Source organism: Paracoccus denitrificans (assembly GCF_900100045.1).
GTDB classification, from domain to species: Bacteria; Pseudomonadota; Alphaproteobacteria; order Rhodobacterales; family Rhodobacteraceae; genus Paracoccus; species Paracoccus denitrificans.
Window position 1 is genome coordinate 100307 of record NZ_FNEA01000016.1, and the last position, 14596, is coordinate 114902.

Genomic DNA, 14596 nt, shown 5'->3' on the forward strand with positions numbered 1-14596 from the left:
GGCGGTTTACCTGTTGCGGATCGGAAGAGCCGGGAAAACGGACAATATGGCTGCAAGGCGCATCAAGACGACGGCCCGGGGGCAAGAGCGGAAGGCGGCGATCCTGCCGGGGCTGGCCTGCGCCCTGTGGGTGCTGCTGGGCGGATTTGCCGCGCCGGCATGGGCGCAGGACGCCACGCCCGGCCCGGCCCCGGAAGCGGCCCCCGCGACAGCGCCGGCGGCTGCCCCGATGGGATCGCAGCCCCGCGAGGGTGGCGCGGCGACCGACGCCGCGCCGGCCTTTCTTGCCGAAGAGGACGAGGATGACGGCGTCATCGGCCTGATCGAGGCGCCCGAGGGTGCGCCGGGCGTCCCGGCCGAGGGGATGCCGCCGGCCATGGACCCCGATGCGCTGGCGGCCTCGGGCATGGTTTCCTTTGCCGAGGTGCAGCCGCGCGCCCGCATGATGGGTCCGGTGGGCCACCCGCCCGTGGTGGTCGAGCTTTTCACCTCGCAGGGCTGCTCGTCCTGCCCGCCGGCCGACGAACTGCTGGCCGATCTGGCCGATCGCGAGGACGTGCTGGCCTTGTCCTGGCATGTGGATTACTGGGATTATCTGGGCTGGGCCGATGAATTCGCCCGCCCCGAATTCACTCGCCGCCAACAGACCTATGCGCACCAGACGGGCGAGCGGGCCATCTATACGCCGCAGATCATCGTCGGCGGCACCGATACGCTGATCGCGCTGCGCCCGGCCGAGTTGATGGGCCTGCTTCAGACCCAGATGGCCCGGCCGGCGCCGGTCATGGTCTCGTCCAGCCAGGGCAAGGACGGCTATCGCATCGAGCTGACGCCGCGCGGCGCCATCTCGGGCCGGGTGGCGATCATCCTGGTGCGCTATGCGCCGCAACGGCACGTGGCGATCAAGGCGGGCGAGAACCGCGGCATGGCGCTGGAATACCGCAACGTGGTGCTGGCGGTCGAGCGCATCGCCGAATGGGACGGTCGCACCCCCCTGCGCATGACCGTCAGGCGCGACAGCCAGAACAGCGCCGATTTCCCCGACGATACCCGCCATGCCATCCTGGCGCAGGAACTGGGCCGCGGCGACCCGCATTCGGCCAGCGGTCCGATTCTGGCCGCGATCCGGCTGGACTGACGCGGCCGGACCGATGCGGCCGGACCCAAGGCCCGCCGCTTGCGCCGCCGCCCCGGCCGGGGCAGAACCCCGGCATCGTTGCACAGAGGAGCCCGCCTTGACCGAATCGCGCAAGATCAACCCCTGGCTCAAGGCCGCGCTGGAATTCGGCCCGCTGATCCTGTTCTTTCTGGTCTTCATGCGCTTTCGCGACCAGACCGTCAGCCTGGCGGGCCGCGACTATTCCGGCTTCATCCTGGCGACGCTGGCCTTCGTGCCGGTCCTGGCGCTTAGCACGCTGGCGCTGTGGCGGCTGACGGGCAGGCTTTCGCCCATGCAGGTCGCCACGCTGGTGCTGGTGGTGGTCTTCGGCGGGTTGTCGGTCTGGCTGAACGACCCGAAATTCTTCAAGATGAAGCCGACGATCATCTACCTGATCTTCGCCGCGCTTCTGGGCACCAGCCTGGCCCTGCGCCGCAACTGGCTGGAACTGGTCATGTCCGAGGCGCTGCCGATGAATGCCGAGGGCTGGCGTATCCTGACCCTGCGCATGGCATTGCTGTTCCTGGGCCTTGCCGCGGCGAACGAGGCGGTCTGGCGGCTGATGTCCGAAACCGCCTGGGTGAATTTCAAGACCTTCGGCCTGCCGGCGATCATGGTGGCGTTCTTCATCGCCAATTCGCGGCTTTTCGAGCGTCACGCCCAGCCCCGCGACGGCGAATAGCGCCCGCTGCACCCCTTGCATGGCTGGCCGGGCGGGGGTAACCGGAATCCCTGACCATCAGGAGCGAGCCATGTCTCAGGAGCCGAAGTCCCAGGAGTCGAACCAGCCTCTGCATCCGCGCACGCGTGCCGTCCATCACGGCATTCGCCGCAGCCAGTATGGCGAGATGGCCGAGGCCCTGTTCATGACCCAGGGCTTTTCCTACGACAGCGCCGAACAGGCCGAGGCCCGTTTCCTCAAGACCGGCCCGGACGAGTTCATCTATGCCCGCTACGGCAACCCGACCTCGCGCATGTTCGAGGACCGCATCGCCGATCTGGAGGGGACCGAGGACGCCTTTGCCACCGCCAGCGGCATGGCGGCGGTCAACGGCGCGCTGATGTGCCTTGTCAAGCCGGGCGATCACATCGTCTCGTCGCGGGCGCTGTTCGGCTCCTGCCTCTACGTGCTTGACGTGCTGGCGCGCTTCGGGGTCGAGGTCACTTACGTCGACGGCACCGACCTTGGACAATGGCGCGCGGCGATCCGGCCGGATACCAGGGCCGTGTTCTTCGAGTCGGTGTCGAACCCGACGCTGGAGGTGGTAGACATCGCCGGCGTGGCGGAGCTGGCCCACGCGGTCGGGGCGCTGGTCGTGGTGGACAACGTCTTTGCCACCCCGGTCTATTCCCGCGCGGTCGAACAGGGCGCCGACGTGGTGGTCTATTCCGCGACCAAGCATATCGACGGTTCGGGCCGCTGCCTGGGCGGGGTGATCTGCGGTACGCGCCAGTTCGTGCGCGAGGTGGCCGAGCCCTATCTGAAACATACCGGCGGCGCGATCAGCCCCTTCAACGCCTGGATGATGCTGGGCGGGCTTGCGACGATGGAGCTACGCGTGCGCGCCCAGACCGACAGCGCCCTGCAACTGGCGACCGCGCTGAAGGACGAGCCCAGGCTTGCCCGCGTCATCTATCCCGGCCTGCCCGACCATCCGCAGCACGACCTGGTGCAGCGCCAGATGGGCGCGGGCGGCACCATGGTCGCCATCGACCTGGGCAGCAAGGAGGCGGCCTTCGCTGCGATGAACCGCATGCGCATCTTCCAGATCTCGAACAACCTGGGCGATGCGAAATCCATCGTCACCCATCCCTCGACCACGACGCATCAGCGCCTGTCCGAAGAGGTTCGGCTGGACCTCGGCATCACGCCGGGTCTTTTGCGCCTGTCCATCGGGCTCGAGGATGCCGGCGACCTGATCGCGGACATCCGCCAGTCGCTGGCCTGACATGCCGGTGCCCGGAACCTGCCGGGCGCCCCTTTCCTTTCCGGCTCCGAGCCCCCAAATAGTTGCCGACCTGCCAGGGAGACGACCATGACCGAGGCCCGCCCCGTCGCCACCGAACGCGCCTATCCGGCGCTGAGCCGCGAATATCCGGCAGATTTCCGCGTGGACGACAGCTACAAGGCCAGCCTGCCCGACCTTCAGAACGGGCCGGCCAGCCTGATCGTCGGTGCGCGGGCCCCGATCCAGCATGTCGGCATCTCGAATTTCCGCCTGCCGATCCGCTACCAGACGCAGGAGGGCGGCGAGATCGCGCTGGAGACCAGCGTCACCGGCACGGTCAGCCTGGAGGCCGACCGCAAGGGCATCAACATGAGCCGCATCATGCGCTCGTTCTATGCCCATGCGGAAAAGCAGTTCTCGATGGGCGTGCTGGAGGCGGCGCTGGAGGATTACAAATCCGACCTGGGCAGCTTCGATGCCCGCATCATGATGCGGCTCAGCTATCCGATGCGGGTCGAATCGCTGCGTTCGGGCCTGTCCGGCTGGCAATATTACGACATCGCGCTGGAGCTTTCCGAGCGGGCCGGCCAGCGGCTGCGGATCATGCATTTCGATTACGTGTATTCCTCGACCTGCCCCTGTTCGCTGGAACTGGCCGAGCACGCCCGGCAGATGCGCGGGCAACTGGCCACGCCGCATTCGCAGCGCAGCATCGCGCGGATCTCGGTGGTGATGCAGGGCGATACGCTGTGGTTCGAGGACATGGTAACGCTGTGCCGCCGGGCGGTGGCGACCGAAACCCAGGTCATGGTCAAGCGCGAGGACGAGCAGGCCTTTGCCGAGCTGAACGCCGCCAATCCGATCTTCGTCGAGGATGCGGTGCGCGCCTTCGCCGCCGAACTGATGGCCGAGCCGCGCATCGGCGATTTCCGCGTCGTCGCCAGCCATCAGGAATCGCTGCATTCGCATGATGCGGTTTCGGTGCTGACCCAGGGCGAGACCTTCGCCCATGCCAGCCTTGATCCCGCGATCTTCGCCGGCCTCAGGGCGTGAATGCTCTGGCTGATGTCGCTTGTCGTCGCGTACTGGCTTGGCGGCGCGTTTGGCGTGCACATTTGCGCCGGAGAGTTGTTCCCGCAATGGCGCGCCCGCCGGCTGCGCGAGAAGCGGGCTGCCGGCTATTCAGCCTTTCTTTTTTCCTATGGCAGCCTTTTGTGGGATCCCGGCGGGTTCTCGGAATATTTGCATCGGCGCGGCATGGGCGCCCCGGGGCGGGTCAGCTTGGTTTCTGCGGTCTTTTTCACCCTGATCCTGCTGTTTCTGTGGATGGTTTTTGCCATCCTCGCCGCCTTTGGAACGAAATAGGAACGATAGGCTTCCAAGGCTGCGATGTCCGGACTATGTTCGTGGCATGAGCAATTTCGACGACTCGGACGCCTTCGAGGCCGCAGCCGCCCCGGTTCCGCTTTCCCAGCGTGCCATGGGCGCACGGCCGACGCCCTATCTGGATGGGTTGAACCCGGCGCAACGCGCGGCCGTCGAGGCGCTGGACGGGCCGGTCCTGCTGCTTGCGGGTGCCGGCACCGGCAAGACCCGCGCCCTGACCACGCGCATCGCGCACCTGCTGAACCTGGGCCTCGCCCGGCCCGGGCAGATCCTGGCCGTGACCTTTACCAACAAGGCCGCGCGCGAGATGAAGGACCGCATCGGCCGGCTCTTGGGCGAGATGGTCGAGGGCATGCCCTGGCTTGGCACCTTCCACTCGATCAGCGTCAAGATCCTGCGCCGCCATGCCGAACTCATCGGCGATGGCGAGCTGCACCTGAAGCCCAGCTTCACCATCCTGGACACCGACGACCAGATCCGGCTGCTCAAGCAGCTGATCCAGGCCGAGAATATCGACGAGAAGCGCTGGCCGGCGCGGCAACTCGCGCATCTGATCGACGGCTGGAAGAACCGCTGCTTGTCCCCGGCCAAGCTGCCCAAGGGCGAGGAACGCGCTTTCGACGGTTGGGGCGGGCGGCTTTACGCCGCCTATCAGCGCCGGCTGCTGGAACTGAACGCGGTCGATTTCGGCGACCTGCTGATGCATTGCGTCAACCTGTTCCAGGCGCATCCCGACGTGCTGCGGACTTGGCAGGACCGTTTCCGCTATATCCTGGTGGACGAGTATCAGGACACCAACGTCGCGCAATACATGTGGCTGCGGCTGTTGGCGCAGGCGCATCGCAACATCTGCTGCGTGGGCGACGACGACCAGTCGATCTATGGCTGGCGCGGCGCCGAGGTCGGCAACATCCTGCGGTTTGAAAGCGATTTCCCCGGCGCGCAGGTGATCCGGTTGGAGCAGAACTATCGCTCGACCCCGCATATCCTTGCCGCCGCCTCGGGGCTGATCGCGGCGAACAAGGGGCGGCTGGGCAAGACGCTGTGGACCGAGGCCGAAGAAGGGGAGCGCGTGCGCCTGATCGGCCATTGGGACAGCGAGGCCGAGGCGCGCTGGATCGGCGAGGAGATCGAGGCGTTCCAAGGCGGTCATCGCCACTCCATCGGCCGGCGCAGCCTGAACGACATTGCCATCCTCGTGCGCGCCAGCCACCAGATGCGGGCCTTCGAGGACCGCTTCATGACCATCGGCCTGCCTTACCGGGTGATCGGCGGCCCGCGCTTCTACGAGCGGCAGGAAATCCGCGACGCCATGGCCTATTTCCGGCTGGCGGTCAGCCCCACCGACGACCTGGCCTTCGAGCGTATCGTGAACGTGCCCAAGCGCGGCCTGGGCGACAAGGCGGTGCAGAAGATCCAGGTCGAGGCGCGGGAACGCGGGCTGTCGCTTCTGGAGGGCGCGGCCTCGGCCGTGGCCAGCGGCGCGCTTGGCGGCAAGGGGGCGGGGGCGCTGCGGCAGTTCACCGAGGCCATGGGCCGCTGGCATGCCGATGCGCTGGACAGTCGCATGAACCATGTCGAGCTGGCCGAGCGGATCCTGGACGAATCCGGCTATACCGCCATGTGGCAGAACGACAAGTCGCCCGACGCGCCGGGGCGGCTCGACAACTTGAAAGAATTGATAAAGGCGCTGGAAGAATTTGAAAACCTTCAAGGTTTCCTCGAGCATGTCGCGCTGGTCATGGACAATGACAGGGGCGAGCAGTCCGAGGAGGTCTCGATCATGACGCTGCATGCCGCCAAGGGGCTGGAATATCCCATCGTCTTCCTGCCGGGCTGGGAGGATGGGCTGTTCCCCAGCCAGCGCAGCATGGACGAAAGCGGCATGAAAGGGTTGGAAGAAGAGCGGCGCCTGGCCTATGTCGGCATCACGCGCGGCGAGGAACTGGTGACGATCAGCTTTGCCGGCAACCGCCGCATGTATGGGCAATGGCAATCGTCGCTGCCTTCGCGCTTCATCGACGAACTGCCCGAGGATCATGTCGAGGTGTTGACCCCGCCGGGCCTTTACGGCGGCGGCTATGGCGCGGCGGTCCAGCCCTTTGCGCAATCGGTCATGCATGAACGCGCGGCGCGGGCGGATGTCTATAACTCGCCGGGCTGGAAGCGGATGCAGGAACGGTCCGCCCAGCGTGCGCAGCCCGTCCACCGCACGCCGGTCGTCATCGATGCCGAGCCGGCGGCGCGATTTTCGGTCGGCGACCGGGTGTTCCACCAGAAATTCGGCAACGGCACCGTCATGGGCATCGCCGAGGATACGCTGACCGTCGAATTCCCGACCGGCTTCAAGACCATCAAGGCGGGCTATGTGCAGCCCGCCTCGCAGGCCGGTGGGGCCGGCTCGCTGGACGACGTGCCGTTCTAGAGCGCGGCGCGCACCACTTCGGCCAGGGTCGCGGTCGGACGGCCGATCAGGCGCGACAGCGTGCGGCTGTCGTCGAACAGCGCGCCTTGCGCGGCACCCGTATCCCAGCTTGCGATCGCCCCGGCCAGCCCCTCGGGCAGGCCCGCGCCCGTCAGCGCAGCCGCGTAATCCTGTTGCGACAGGTTGCGATAGGGGATCGCCTTGCCGCTTTGCGCCGAAAGCTCGGCGGCAAGCTCGGCCAGGGTCCAGCCGTCATCGCCGGCCAGTTCATAGGTCTGGCCGGCATGGCCACCATCCGCCAGCACCGATGCAGCCGCCTTGGCGTAATCCGCGCGCGCGGCGGCCGAGATCCGACCCTCGCCCGCCGCGCCGATCAGCGCGCCATGCGCCAGTGCCGCAGGGATCGCGCCGGTATGGTTCTCGGCATACCAGCCATTGCGCAGGATGGCGTGGGGAATGCCCGATGCGGCCAGCATGGCCTCGGTCGCCACATGTTCCTCGGCCAGCGACAGCGGCGAGCGGTCGGCATGCAGCAGGCTGGTATAGACGATCTGCCCGACACCGGCGGCCTTGGCAGCCTCGATCACGGCGCGATGCTGGGCGGCGCGCTTGCCGACCTCGCTCGACGAGATCAGCAGCAGCCGGTCCACGCCCTGCAGGGCGGTGGCCAGCGTTTCGGGCCGGTCGTAGTCGAAGGCGCGGGCCTCGACGCCCAGGTCGGCGGCCTTTTCGGGATTGCGGGCCAGCGCGACGATTTCGCCTGCGGGCAGCAGGGTTTTCAGCCGGGCGATGGTCAGGCGGCCAAGCTGGCCGGTGGCTCCGGTGACGGCGACGGTCATCTCTCGTTTCCTTTCCTTGAATGTCTTGTGCGGCGAAAGATAGGCCCCTAACTTACGGATCGTAAGAACATACAGGAATGTTAGTATGAAAAAATCCGATGCCGCCGGCAGGGGCGATCTGATGGCGGCGGAATGCCCCTCGCGCGATGTGCTGCGGCGGCTGACCGGGCGCTGGGGCATGCTGGTGCTGCGCGTGCTGGCCGAGGGGCCGCACCGCTTTTCCGCGTTGCGCAAGCGCATCGGCGGCGTCAGCGAGCGGATGCTGGCGCAGACGCTTCAGGGGTTGGAGGCGGACGGCATGGTGCTGCGCCGCGATTTCCAGACCGTGCCGCCGCATGTGGAATATGCGCTGACGCCGCTGGGGCACGAGGCGGCGCTGCGGGTCGGCGCGCTGTTGGGCTGGATCGAGGATGCGCTGCCCCAGATCGCGCGCGGCTGGACGCGGGCCTGACCCCTTCACCGTTTCCCAAATACGCATGCGGCGGCGCAACCGGCGCGGCGCTTGACCTTGGCCTCCGTCGGTCCTATCTGCCTTTCTGCGCGGATGGCCGGATGACCGCGGCGGCAACGTCGAGGAAAGTCCGGACTCCATGAAGGCACGGTGCCGGGTAACGCCCGGCGGGGGCAACCCCAGGGAAAGCGCCACAGAGAAGAGACCGCCCATGCATGCATGGGCAAGGGTGAAACGGTGGGGTAAGAGCCCACCGCGGGGCTGGTAACAGTCCCGGCACGGCAAGCCCCACCGGGAGCAATGCCGAATAGGGACCGCGCGTCGCAAGACAGGGCCGCCTTTGCCCCAGCAGGTCCGGGTTGGCAGCCAGATCCCGCCGGCAACGGCGGGGCCAGAGGAATGGTCATCGAAGGGGGCGACCCCGGAACAAAATCCGGCTTACAGGCCATCCGCGCAAATCCTCTCTGGCCGGGCCGATGCGATGCGCGCCGGGCAATTCCGGGTCGGGCGATTTTCGCCGCAAAGCCGCCGATTTCCGGCCGATTCCCGGTTGACTTCGTCCGTTCTGCCGCTAAAAGGCGGGCTTCAAGAGAATTCCACGGGGTTGGCGAGATGCGTTTTGCCCCGCAGCAGGAGCGAAACAGATGGCGAAGCCGACGACGATCAAGATCCGTCTGAACTCGACGGCCGGGACCGGGCATTTCTATGTCACCAAGAAAAACGCCCGCACGATGACCGAAAAGATGACGGTCAACAAATACGACCCGGTTGTTCGCAAGCATGTCGAATACAAGGAAGGCAAGATCAAGTAAGATCTGCCCCTGACGGAACAGCTTTGGAACCGCGTCTCGCAGGGGGCGCGGTTTCTGCATGTGCGCCTAGTGGAAATCCCGCGATTTCGGCAGGATGCGCACCTGGCGCGGATGGCTGGGGCGGGGCTGGGGCAGCGCGGCCGGCGCCTCTCCGGCCAGGCGCAGCAAGGCTTCGGATCGGTCGCCCAGCCAATGCGCGACGATATGGGTCACGCCCTCGGCGCGCTGAAGCTGGCCATGCACCTCCAGCAGGCGGGCGGTCATCACCACCTTGCGGAACTGCGCGAAGGTCTTTTCCCAGACCACCAGATTCGCCACGCCGGTCTCGTCCTCCAGCGTGACGAAGCAGGTGCCGTTGGCGCTGCCAGGGCGCTGGCGGACCAGCACGATGCCGGCCATGCGCAGGCGGCTGCGGTTCGACAGGGCGGCAAGGCCGGCCGCCGGGACATAGCCCTGCGCCGTCAGGCTGCGGCGCAGAAAGCGCATCGGATGGGCCTTCAGCGACAGACGCAAGGTCTGATAATCGGCGGTGACATGCTCGTATAGCGGCATGGCGGGCAGGGTGACGGCGGGCTCGGGCCCTTCGTCCCGTCGTCCGAACAGCGGCAGTTCCGGCGCATCGCGCAGGGCGCGCGCCTGCCAGAGCCCCGCCCGCCGGTCGAGCCCCATCGAGCGCAAGCCATCGGCCGCCGCGATCAGCCGGATGGCCCGGGCATCGAGCCCGGCGCGGGTCTTGAGGTCGGCCAGGTCGGCATAGGGTTCGTGGCGCGCCTGCTTGATGCGTTCGGCCAGCGCCTCGGGCAGCCCGTCGATCTGGCGCAGGCCGAGGCGCAGCGCGAAGGTGCCGTCGCAAGGCTCCAGCGTATTGTCCCATTCGCTGATGTTCACATCGGCCGGCAGCACGGTGACGCCGTGGTCGCGCGCGTCGCGCACGATCTGGGCCGGGGCGTAGAAACCCATCGGCTGGCTGTTCAGCAGCGCCGCCGCGAAGGCGGCCGGGTGATGGCATTTCAGCCAGGCCGAGACATAGGCCAGATGTGCGAATGCCGCCGCATGGCTTTCGGGAAAGCCGTAATCGCCGAAGCCCTTGATCTGGTTGAAGCAACGCTCGGCGAAGTCGCGCGTGTAGCCGCGCTCGACCATCTTGCCGACCATCCTGTCCTGCAACTGCCCGATCGTCCCGCGCGAGCGGAAGGTGGCCATGGCCTTGCGCAGATCGTCCACCTCGTTCGGAGTGAACTCGGCGGCGACCATGGCGATCTTCATCGCCTGCTCCTGAAAGATCGGCACGCCTTCGGTGCGAAACAGGATATTCTTCAACTCGTCCGGGTCGCCATCCCTGGGACCGGGGAAATCGACCGTCTCCAACCCCGCTCGACGCCGCAGATAAGGATGGACCATGTTGCCCTGGATCGGGCCGGGGCGGACGATGGCGACCTGGATCACCAGGTCGTAGAACCTCTTGGGCTTCAGGCGCGGCAGCATGGCCATCTGCGCCCGGCTTTCGACCTGGAAGGTGCCGATGCTGTCACCCCTTTGCAGCATCTTGTAGGTCGGCTGGTCGTCATGGTCGAAATCCGAAAGCGTCAGCACCTTGCCGTAATGCGCCTTGATCAGCGCAAAGCATTTGCGGATGCAGGTCAGCATCCCCAGCGCCAGCACATCGACCTTGAGGATGTGCAATTCGTCGATGTCGTCCTTGTCCCATTCGATGAAGCTGCGATCCGGCATGGCGGCATTGCCGATGGGCACGGTTTCGGACAGCGGCCCCTCGGTCAGCACGAAGCCGCCGACATGCTGCGACAGGTGGCGGGGCATGCCGATCATCTCTTCGGCCAGCCTGACCGTGCGTCGCAGCAGCGGGTCGCCCAGGTCGAGCCCCGCCTGCATGGTGTCGGCGGCGGACATGTCCTTGCCCCAACTGCCCCAGACCGTATCGGCCAGGGCCGAGGTCACGTCCTCGGACAGGCCCATGACCTTGCCGACCTCGCGGATGGCGCTGCGCGGGCGATAGTGGATCACCGTGGCGCAAAGCCCGGCGCGGTCGCGGCGGTAGCGGTCGTAGATGTGCTGGATCACCTCCTCGCGCCGCTCATGCTCGAAATCCACGTCGATATCGGGGGGCTCCTTGCGGTTCTGGCTGATGAACCGCTCGAACAGCAATTCATGCTTGGCGGGATCGACCGGGGTAATGCCCAGCACGTAGCAGACCGCGGAATTCGCCGCCGAGCCGCGGCCCTGGTGCAGGATCGCCCGGTCTTCGGCGAAACGGACGATGTCGTGGATGGTCAGGAAATATTGCGCGATCTTCTTCTCGCGGATCAATGCCAGTTCCTTGATCAGCGTGGCGCGGACCTTGTCGGGCACACCGGCAGGATAGCGCCAGTCCGCGCCTTGCCAGGTCAGGTTTTCCAGATGCTGCTGCGGCGTCAGGCCGGGCGGCACGCTTTCGCGCGGGTATTCGTATTGCAGCTCGTCCAGCGAGAAGCGGCAACTGTCGGCGATCTCGCGCGTGGCGCGGATGGCATGGGGCCAGTCGGCGAACAGGCGCACCATCTCGGCCGGCGGCTTCAGGTGGCGCTCGGCGTTCTGCGCCAGCAGCAGGCCGGCCCGGGCGATGGTGGTGCCCTCGCGGATGCAGGTCATCACGTCTTGCAACGGGCGGCGGTCGGGCGCGTGGTAATGCACGTCGTTGACGGCGACGATGGAGAGCCCCGCCGCCTGCGCCGCCCGGTCCAGCCGGTTGATCCGCGCCCGGTCGTCACCGCGATAAAGCCAGCTGGCCGCGACATGCGACAGCTGCGGCAGGCGCAGGGCCAGATCGGGCAGGGGCGAAAGGTCGTCGCCCGGCAGCCAGATCAGCCGCATCCCCTGCGCATGGGTGGCTAGGTCGGCAAGGTTCAGGTCGCAGCGCCCCTTTTTCTGCCAGTTCCCGGCCAGATCGTGCCGCCGCCCCTTGGTGATGAGCGAGGCGAGCCGGCCATAGGCGGCGCGGTCGGTCGGATAGGCCAGGAAAGCGGTGCCGTCCGCCAGCACGATCCGCGCCCCGATCACCGGGCGCAGGTGCAGCTTCTTCGCCGTGGCATGCAGCCGCACCACGCCGGCGAGGCTGTTGAGGTCGGCGATTCCCAGCGCGTCATAGCCCATGAGATGCGCCGCCAGCGCCAGTTCGCGCGGATGCGAGGCGCCGTGCAGGAAGCTGAAGGCGCTGGTCACCGCCAGTTCGACGTAATCCGCGGGCGGGTTCGGGTGCTCGACCGGGGGCAGCAGGATCTCGGGGCGGGCATGATGGTCGGGCATCAGGCGAATATCCCGTGCAGGAACCAGCGTGGCGCCCCACCGCGGCCGTCATGAACCAGCCCCTCGCGATAGATCCACAGGCGCAGGCCGCTGTCGTCCTCGATGCGGAAATAGTCGCGCAGCCGCGTGCCGGGGCGGTCGTGCCACCATTCCGGGGCGATGCGCTCGGGCCCCGCGTGGCGGGCGACGCGCAGGGTCTGGCGGCGCCAGACGAATTGGGCCGGCGGTCCCTCGGGGATGGCGTAGAGCACGCGGATCTCTTCGGGCGGGTTGAGCAGGCGGATCGGCCGGTCGGGGCGCGCGGGCGGCGCAGGGGTGGCGGCCAGCGGCGGGCCGGGGGCTTCCGCGCGTTCGGGGACATGGCTTTCGCGCGGCAGCGGCCGGCTGATCGTCTGGGCGCCAAAGCGTGCCGCCAGCCGGTCCACCAGCCGCGCCAGTGCCAGTCCCGTCGGCGCGGCGCCGTCCAGGCCGGGCTGGGCCTGGGCCAGCGGCTCGACCGCCTCGGCCGCCAGCCGGATCAGGTCGAAGCCATAGCCGGGGTCCAGCCGCTCCAGCCGACCGTCGAACAGGCGCAGCAGGTGGCCGGGGTCGCGCGTGGGCGCGGCCATGGCGACGCGGATGTCGCGCCGCTCGCCATCGACGCGAAAGACCGACAGGCACAGCCGCCGGCAGCCGCGATCCGCCGCCGCCATCTGGGCGCAAAGATCGGCCAGCAGTCCCGGCAGCCAGTCCGAGGGGTCCATCACCGGCTCGGCCAGCCGGGCCTCGGCGGCGAATTCCGGGGCGGGCTCGGGCGCGTCCAAGGGCTCGGCCGCGCGCCCCAGCGCCTGGTCGAGGCGGACCAGCGGATTGTCCTGCGGCTCGGCCCGGGCGAAACGGCGCATCAACGACAGGCGCGGGATGGCGGCAAGGTCGCCGATGGTCTTGAGCCCCAACCGGCGCAAGAGCAGCAGGGTTTCCCCCGACAGCCGCAGCCCGGCCACCGGCAGCGGTGCCAGCGCGGGCAAGGGATCGGTGCAGATCGCGCGCTCGGGGCCAAAGCGGGCCAGCGCCCAGGCTGCGCCGCGCGTCGGCGCCAGCGCCAGCCGCGCGGTCAGCCCGGCGCGGGCGAAGCCGGCCTGGATCTCGGCCAGCATCGCCGCCTCGCCGCCGAAAAGATGCGCGGCGCCGGTGGTGTCGAGGATGATGCCGTCATCGCCGTCGGGCGTGCTGTAGGGCCCCCAGCGCCGCGCCCAGAAGGCCAGCCGCGCCAGCCGGGCGGCGTCGCGCTCGGGCTCGGCCGGCTCGATGTGCAGGGCGGGACAGATGGCGCGGCTGTCCACGGCGCGGGTGCCGATCCGGGCGCCGGCCCGTTCGGCGGCGCGGTTCGCGGCGTGGATGACGGGTCCGTGCGGGCCGGGCGCGGCCAGCGCCAGCGGGATGTCCTCAGGCCATGCGTCGCCCCGGCGCGTCGCGCGGCTCTGCCAGCTCTCGATCGCGAGGCGGGGCAGAGAAATCGAGACGATCCGCCGCCCGGTCATGGCGCACCACCCAGGTCGAGGACGGCCGGCCGCGGGCGCGGAACAATTCGGCCAGCCAGCGCGGCTCGCCCGGGGCCTGCGGATCGTCGGGGTCGGGGACCGAGGGCAGCGGCGCCAGCCGCCAGCGCATCCGTGCCGCGCTGGGTTCGGGCCGGGCGGCATGGCGGATCAGCCAGCAGGGCAGGCCCGCCGCCTCGGCCCGCAGCGCAAGCCGGCGGCTGGCGGTGAAGCTCAGCGCCGGGGCAGGGCCGTGGATCTCGCCCACCACGGCGGCAAGGGCGCGGCTTTGCAGCCCGTCCTCCAGCGCGGACAGCACATCGGCGGGGCGCGTCAGGTCCAGCCGCAGCAGGTCCCGCCCCATGCCGGGCAGGAAGGGGGCGCCGAATTCGGCCCGGCTGAGCCGGTCCTGCGCCCAGAGCACCAGCCCCGGCGGCAGCGCGGCCAGCACGAAACCGGGTGCCGCGCCTGCAAGGGGCCGGGTGCCAAAGGCTTCGGACAGGATCGGCGCGGCCGGCTGCGGCGGCGGCGCGGGGACTGGCGCCCGTCCGAAAGGCGCCACCCCGAAAGGGAAAGGGCGAGCGGACATGGTTCAGTCAATATGTTCCTGATTTGTTCTTATAGTGCGGGCAAAGATTCGTCAATTGCGGCGCTGCTACGACAACACCGTCGCCAACTGCCCGGATGGTCCTGAAATCCTGCACCTTTGCATCGGTTCGAGCCGGGCAGGCGGTCATCCCGCCCGGCCGGTCGCGTCG

12 protein-coding genes and 1 other RNA gene are annotated in these 14596 nt (G+C 68.2%); 9 read left to right on the forward strand and 4 right to left on the reverse strand.

Features of this window, described 5'->3' with window-relative positions:
• Positions 1–46 precede the first annotated feature (46 nt).
• The 6 genes from BLT64_RS15350 (at position 47) to BLT64_RS15375 (ending at position 6919) form a co-directional block, all read left to right on the forward strand.
• Positions 47–1138 carry a DUF1223 domain-containing protein gene (locus BLT64_RS15350; protein WP_011750526.1) on the forward strand — a complete coding sequence of 364 codons (1092 nt, stop codon included), beginning with the start codon at positions 47–49 and terminating at the stop codon, positions 1136–1138.
• Between the two features lie 97 nt (positions 1139–1235).
• Positions 1236–1841, forward strand: coding sequence for an inner membrane-spanning protein YciB (locus tag BLT64_RS15355; protein WP_041530463.1), 606 nt, complete (start codon positions 1236–1238; stop codon positions 1839–1841).
• 70 nt (positions 1842–1911) lie between these two features.
• Positions 1912–3108, forward strand: a complete 1197-nt coding sequence (gene metZ / locus BLT64_RS15360) for an O-succinylhomoserine sulfhydrylase (protein ID WP_011750524.1) — start codon at positions 1912–1914, stop codon at positions 3106–3108.
• 87 nt (positions 3109–3195) lie between these two features.
• Positions 3196–4161 carry a GTP cyclohydrolase FolE2 gene (gene folE2 / locus BLT64_RS15365; RefSeq protein WP_011750523.1) on the forward strand — a complete coding sequence of 322 codons (966 nt, stop codon included), beginning with the start codon at positions 3196–3198 and terminating at the stop codon, positions 4159–4161.
• Positions 4162–4473, forward strand: coding sequence for a hypothetical protein (locus BLT64_RS15370; protein ID WP_011750522.1), 312 nt, complete (start codon positions 4162–4164; stop codon positions 4471–4473). It begins immediately after the preceding gene.
• Between the two features lie 46 nt (positions 4474–4519).
• Positions 4520–6919 (forward strand): ATP-dependent helicase, encoded by a 2400-nt coding sequence (locus tag BLT64_RS15375; RefSeq protein ID WP_011750521.1) that lies wholly within the window; start codon positions 4520–4522, stop codon positions 6917–6919.
• Here BLT64_RS15375 and BLT64_RS15380 read toward each other — a convergent pair.
• The gene (locus tag BLT64_RS15380) at positions 6916–7758 is read right to left on the reverse strand and encodes an SDR family oxidoreductase (protein WP_011750520.1); all 843 of its coding nucleotides are present in this window, start codon (positions 7756–7758) and stop codon (positions 6916–6918) included. The genes BLT64_RS15375 and BLT64_RS15380 overlap by 4 nt on opposite strands.
• 85 nt (positions 7759–7843) lie before the next feature.
• Here BLT64_RS15380 and BLT64_RS15385 point away from each other — a divergent pair, with 85 nt between their 5' ends.
• From BLT64_RS15385 to rpmG, 3 genes are all read left to right on the forward strand, one after another.
• A complete protein-coding gene (locus tag BLT64_RS15385) occupies positions 7844–8209 on the forward strand; it encodes a winged helix-turn-helix transcriptional regulator (RefSeq protein WP_011750519.1) in 366 nt (121 codons plus the stop codon).
• A gap of 89 nt (positions 8210–8298) precedes the next feature.
• Positions 8299–8666, forward strand: an RNA gene (gene rnpB / locus BLT64_RS15390) — RNase P RNA component class A.
• A gap of 187 nt (positions 8667–8853) precedes the next feature.
• The gene (gene rpmG / locus BLT64_RS15395; protein WP_011750518.1) at positions 8854–9021 is read left to right on the forward strand and encodes a 50S ribosomal protein L33; all 168 of its coding nucleotides are present in this window, start codon (positions 8854–8856) and stop codon (positions 9019–9021) included.
• A gap of 66 nt (positions 9022–9087) precedes the next feature.
• Here the strand turns inward: rpmG and BLT64_RS15400 are convergent, their stop codons facing one another.
• From BLT64_RS15400 to BLT64_RS15410, 3 genes are read right to left on the reverse strand one after another with little or no spacing between them, the layout of a single operon-like run.
• The gene (locus BLT64_RS15400; protein WP_011750517.1) at positions 9088–12321 is read right to left on the reverse strand and encodes an error-prone DNA polymerase; all 3234 of its coding nucleotides are present in this window, start codon (positions 12319–12321) and stop codon (positions 9088–9090) included.
• Complete coding sequence (locus tag BLT64_RS15405; RefSeq protein WP_011750516.1) at positions 12321–13841, reverse strand: Y-family DNA polymerase; 1521 nt, start codon at positions 13839–13841, stop codon at positions 12321–12323. Before BLT64_RS15405 ends, BLT64_RS15400 begins: the two co-directional genes overlap by 1 nt.
• Positions 13747–14427, reverse strand: a complete 681-nt coding sequence (locus tag BLT64_RS15410) for an ImuA family protein (protein ID WP_041530462.1) — start codon at positions 14425–14427, stop codon at positions 13747–13749. Before BLT64_RS15410 ends, BLT64_RS15405 begins: the two co-directional genes overlap by 95 nt.
• Positions 14428–14596: the final 169 nt, after the last annotated feature.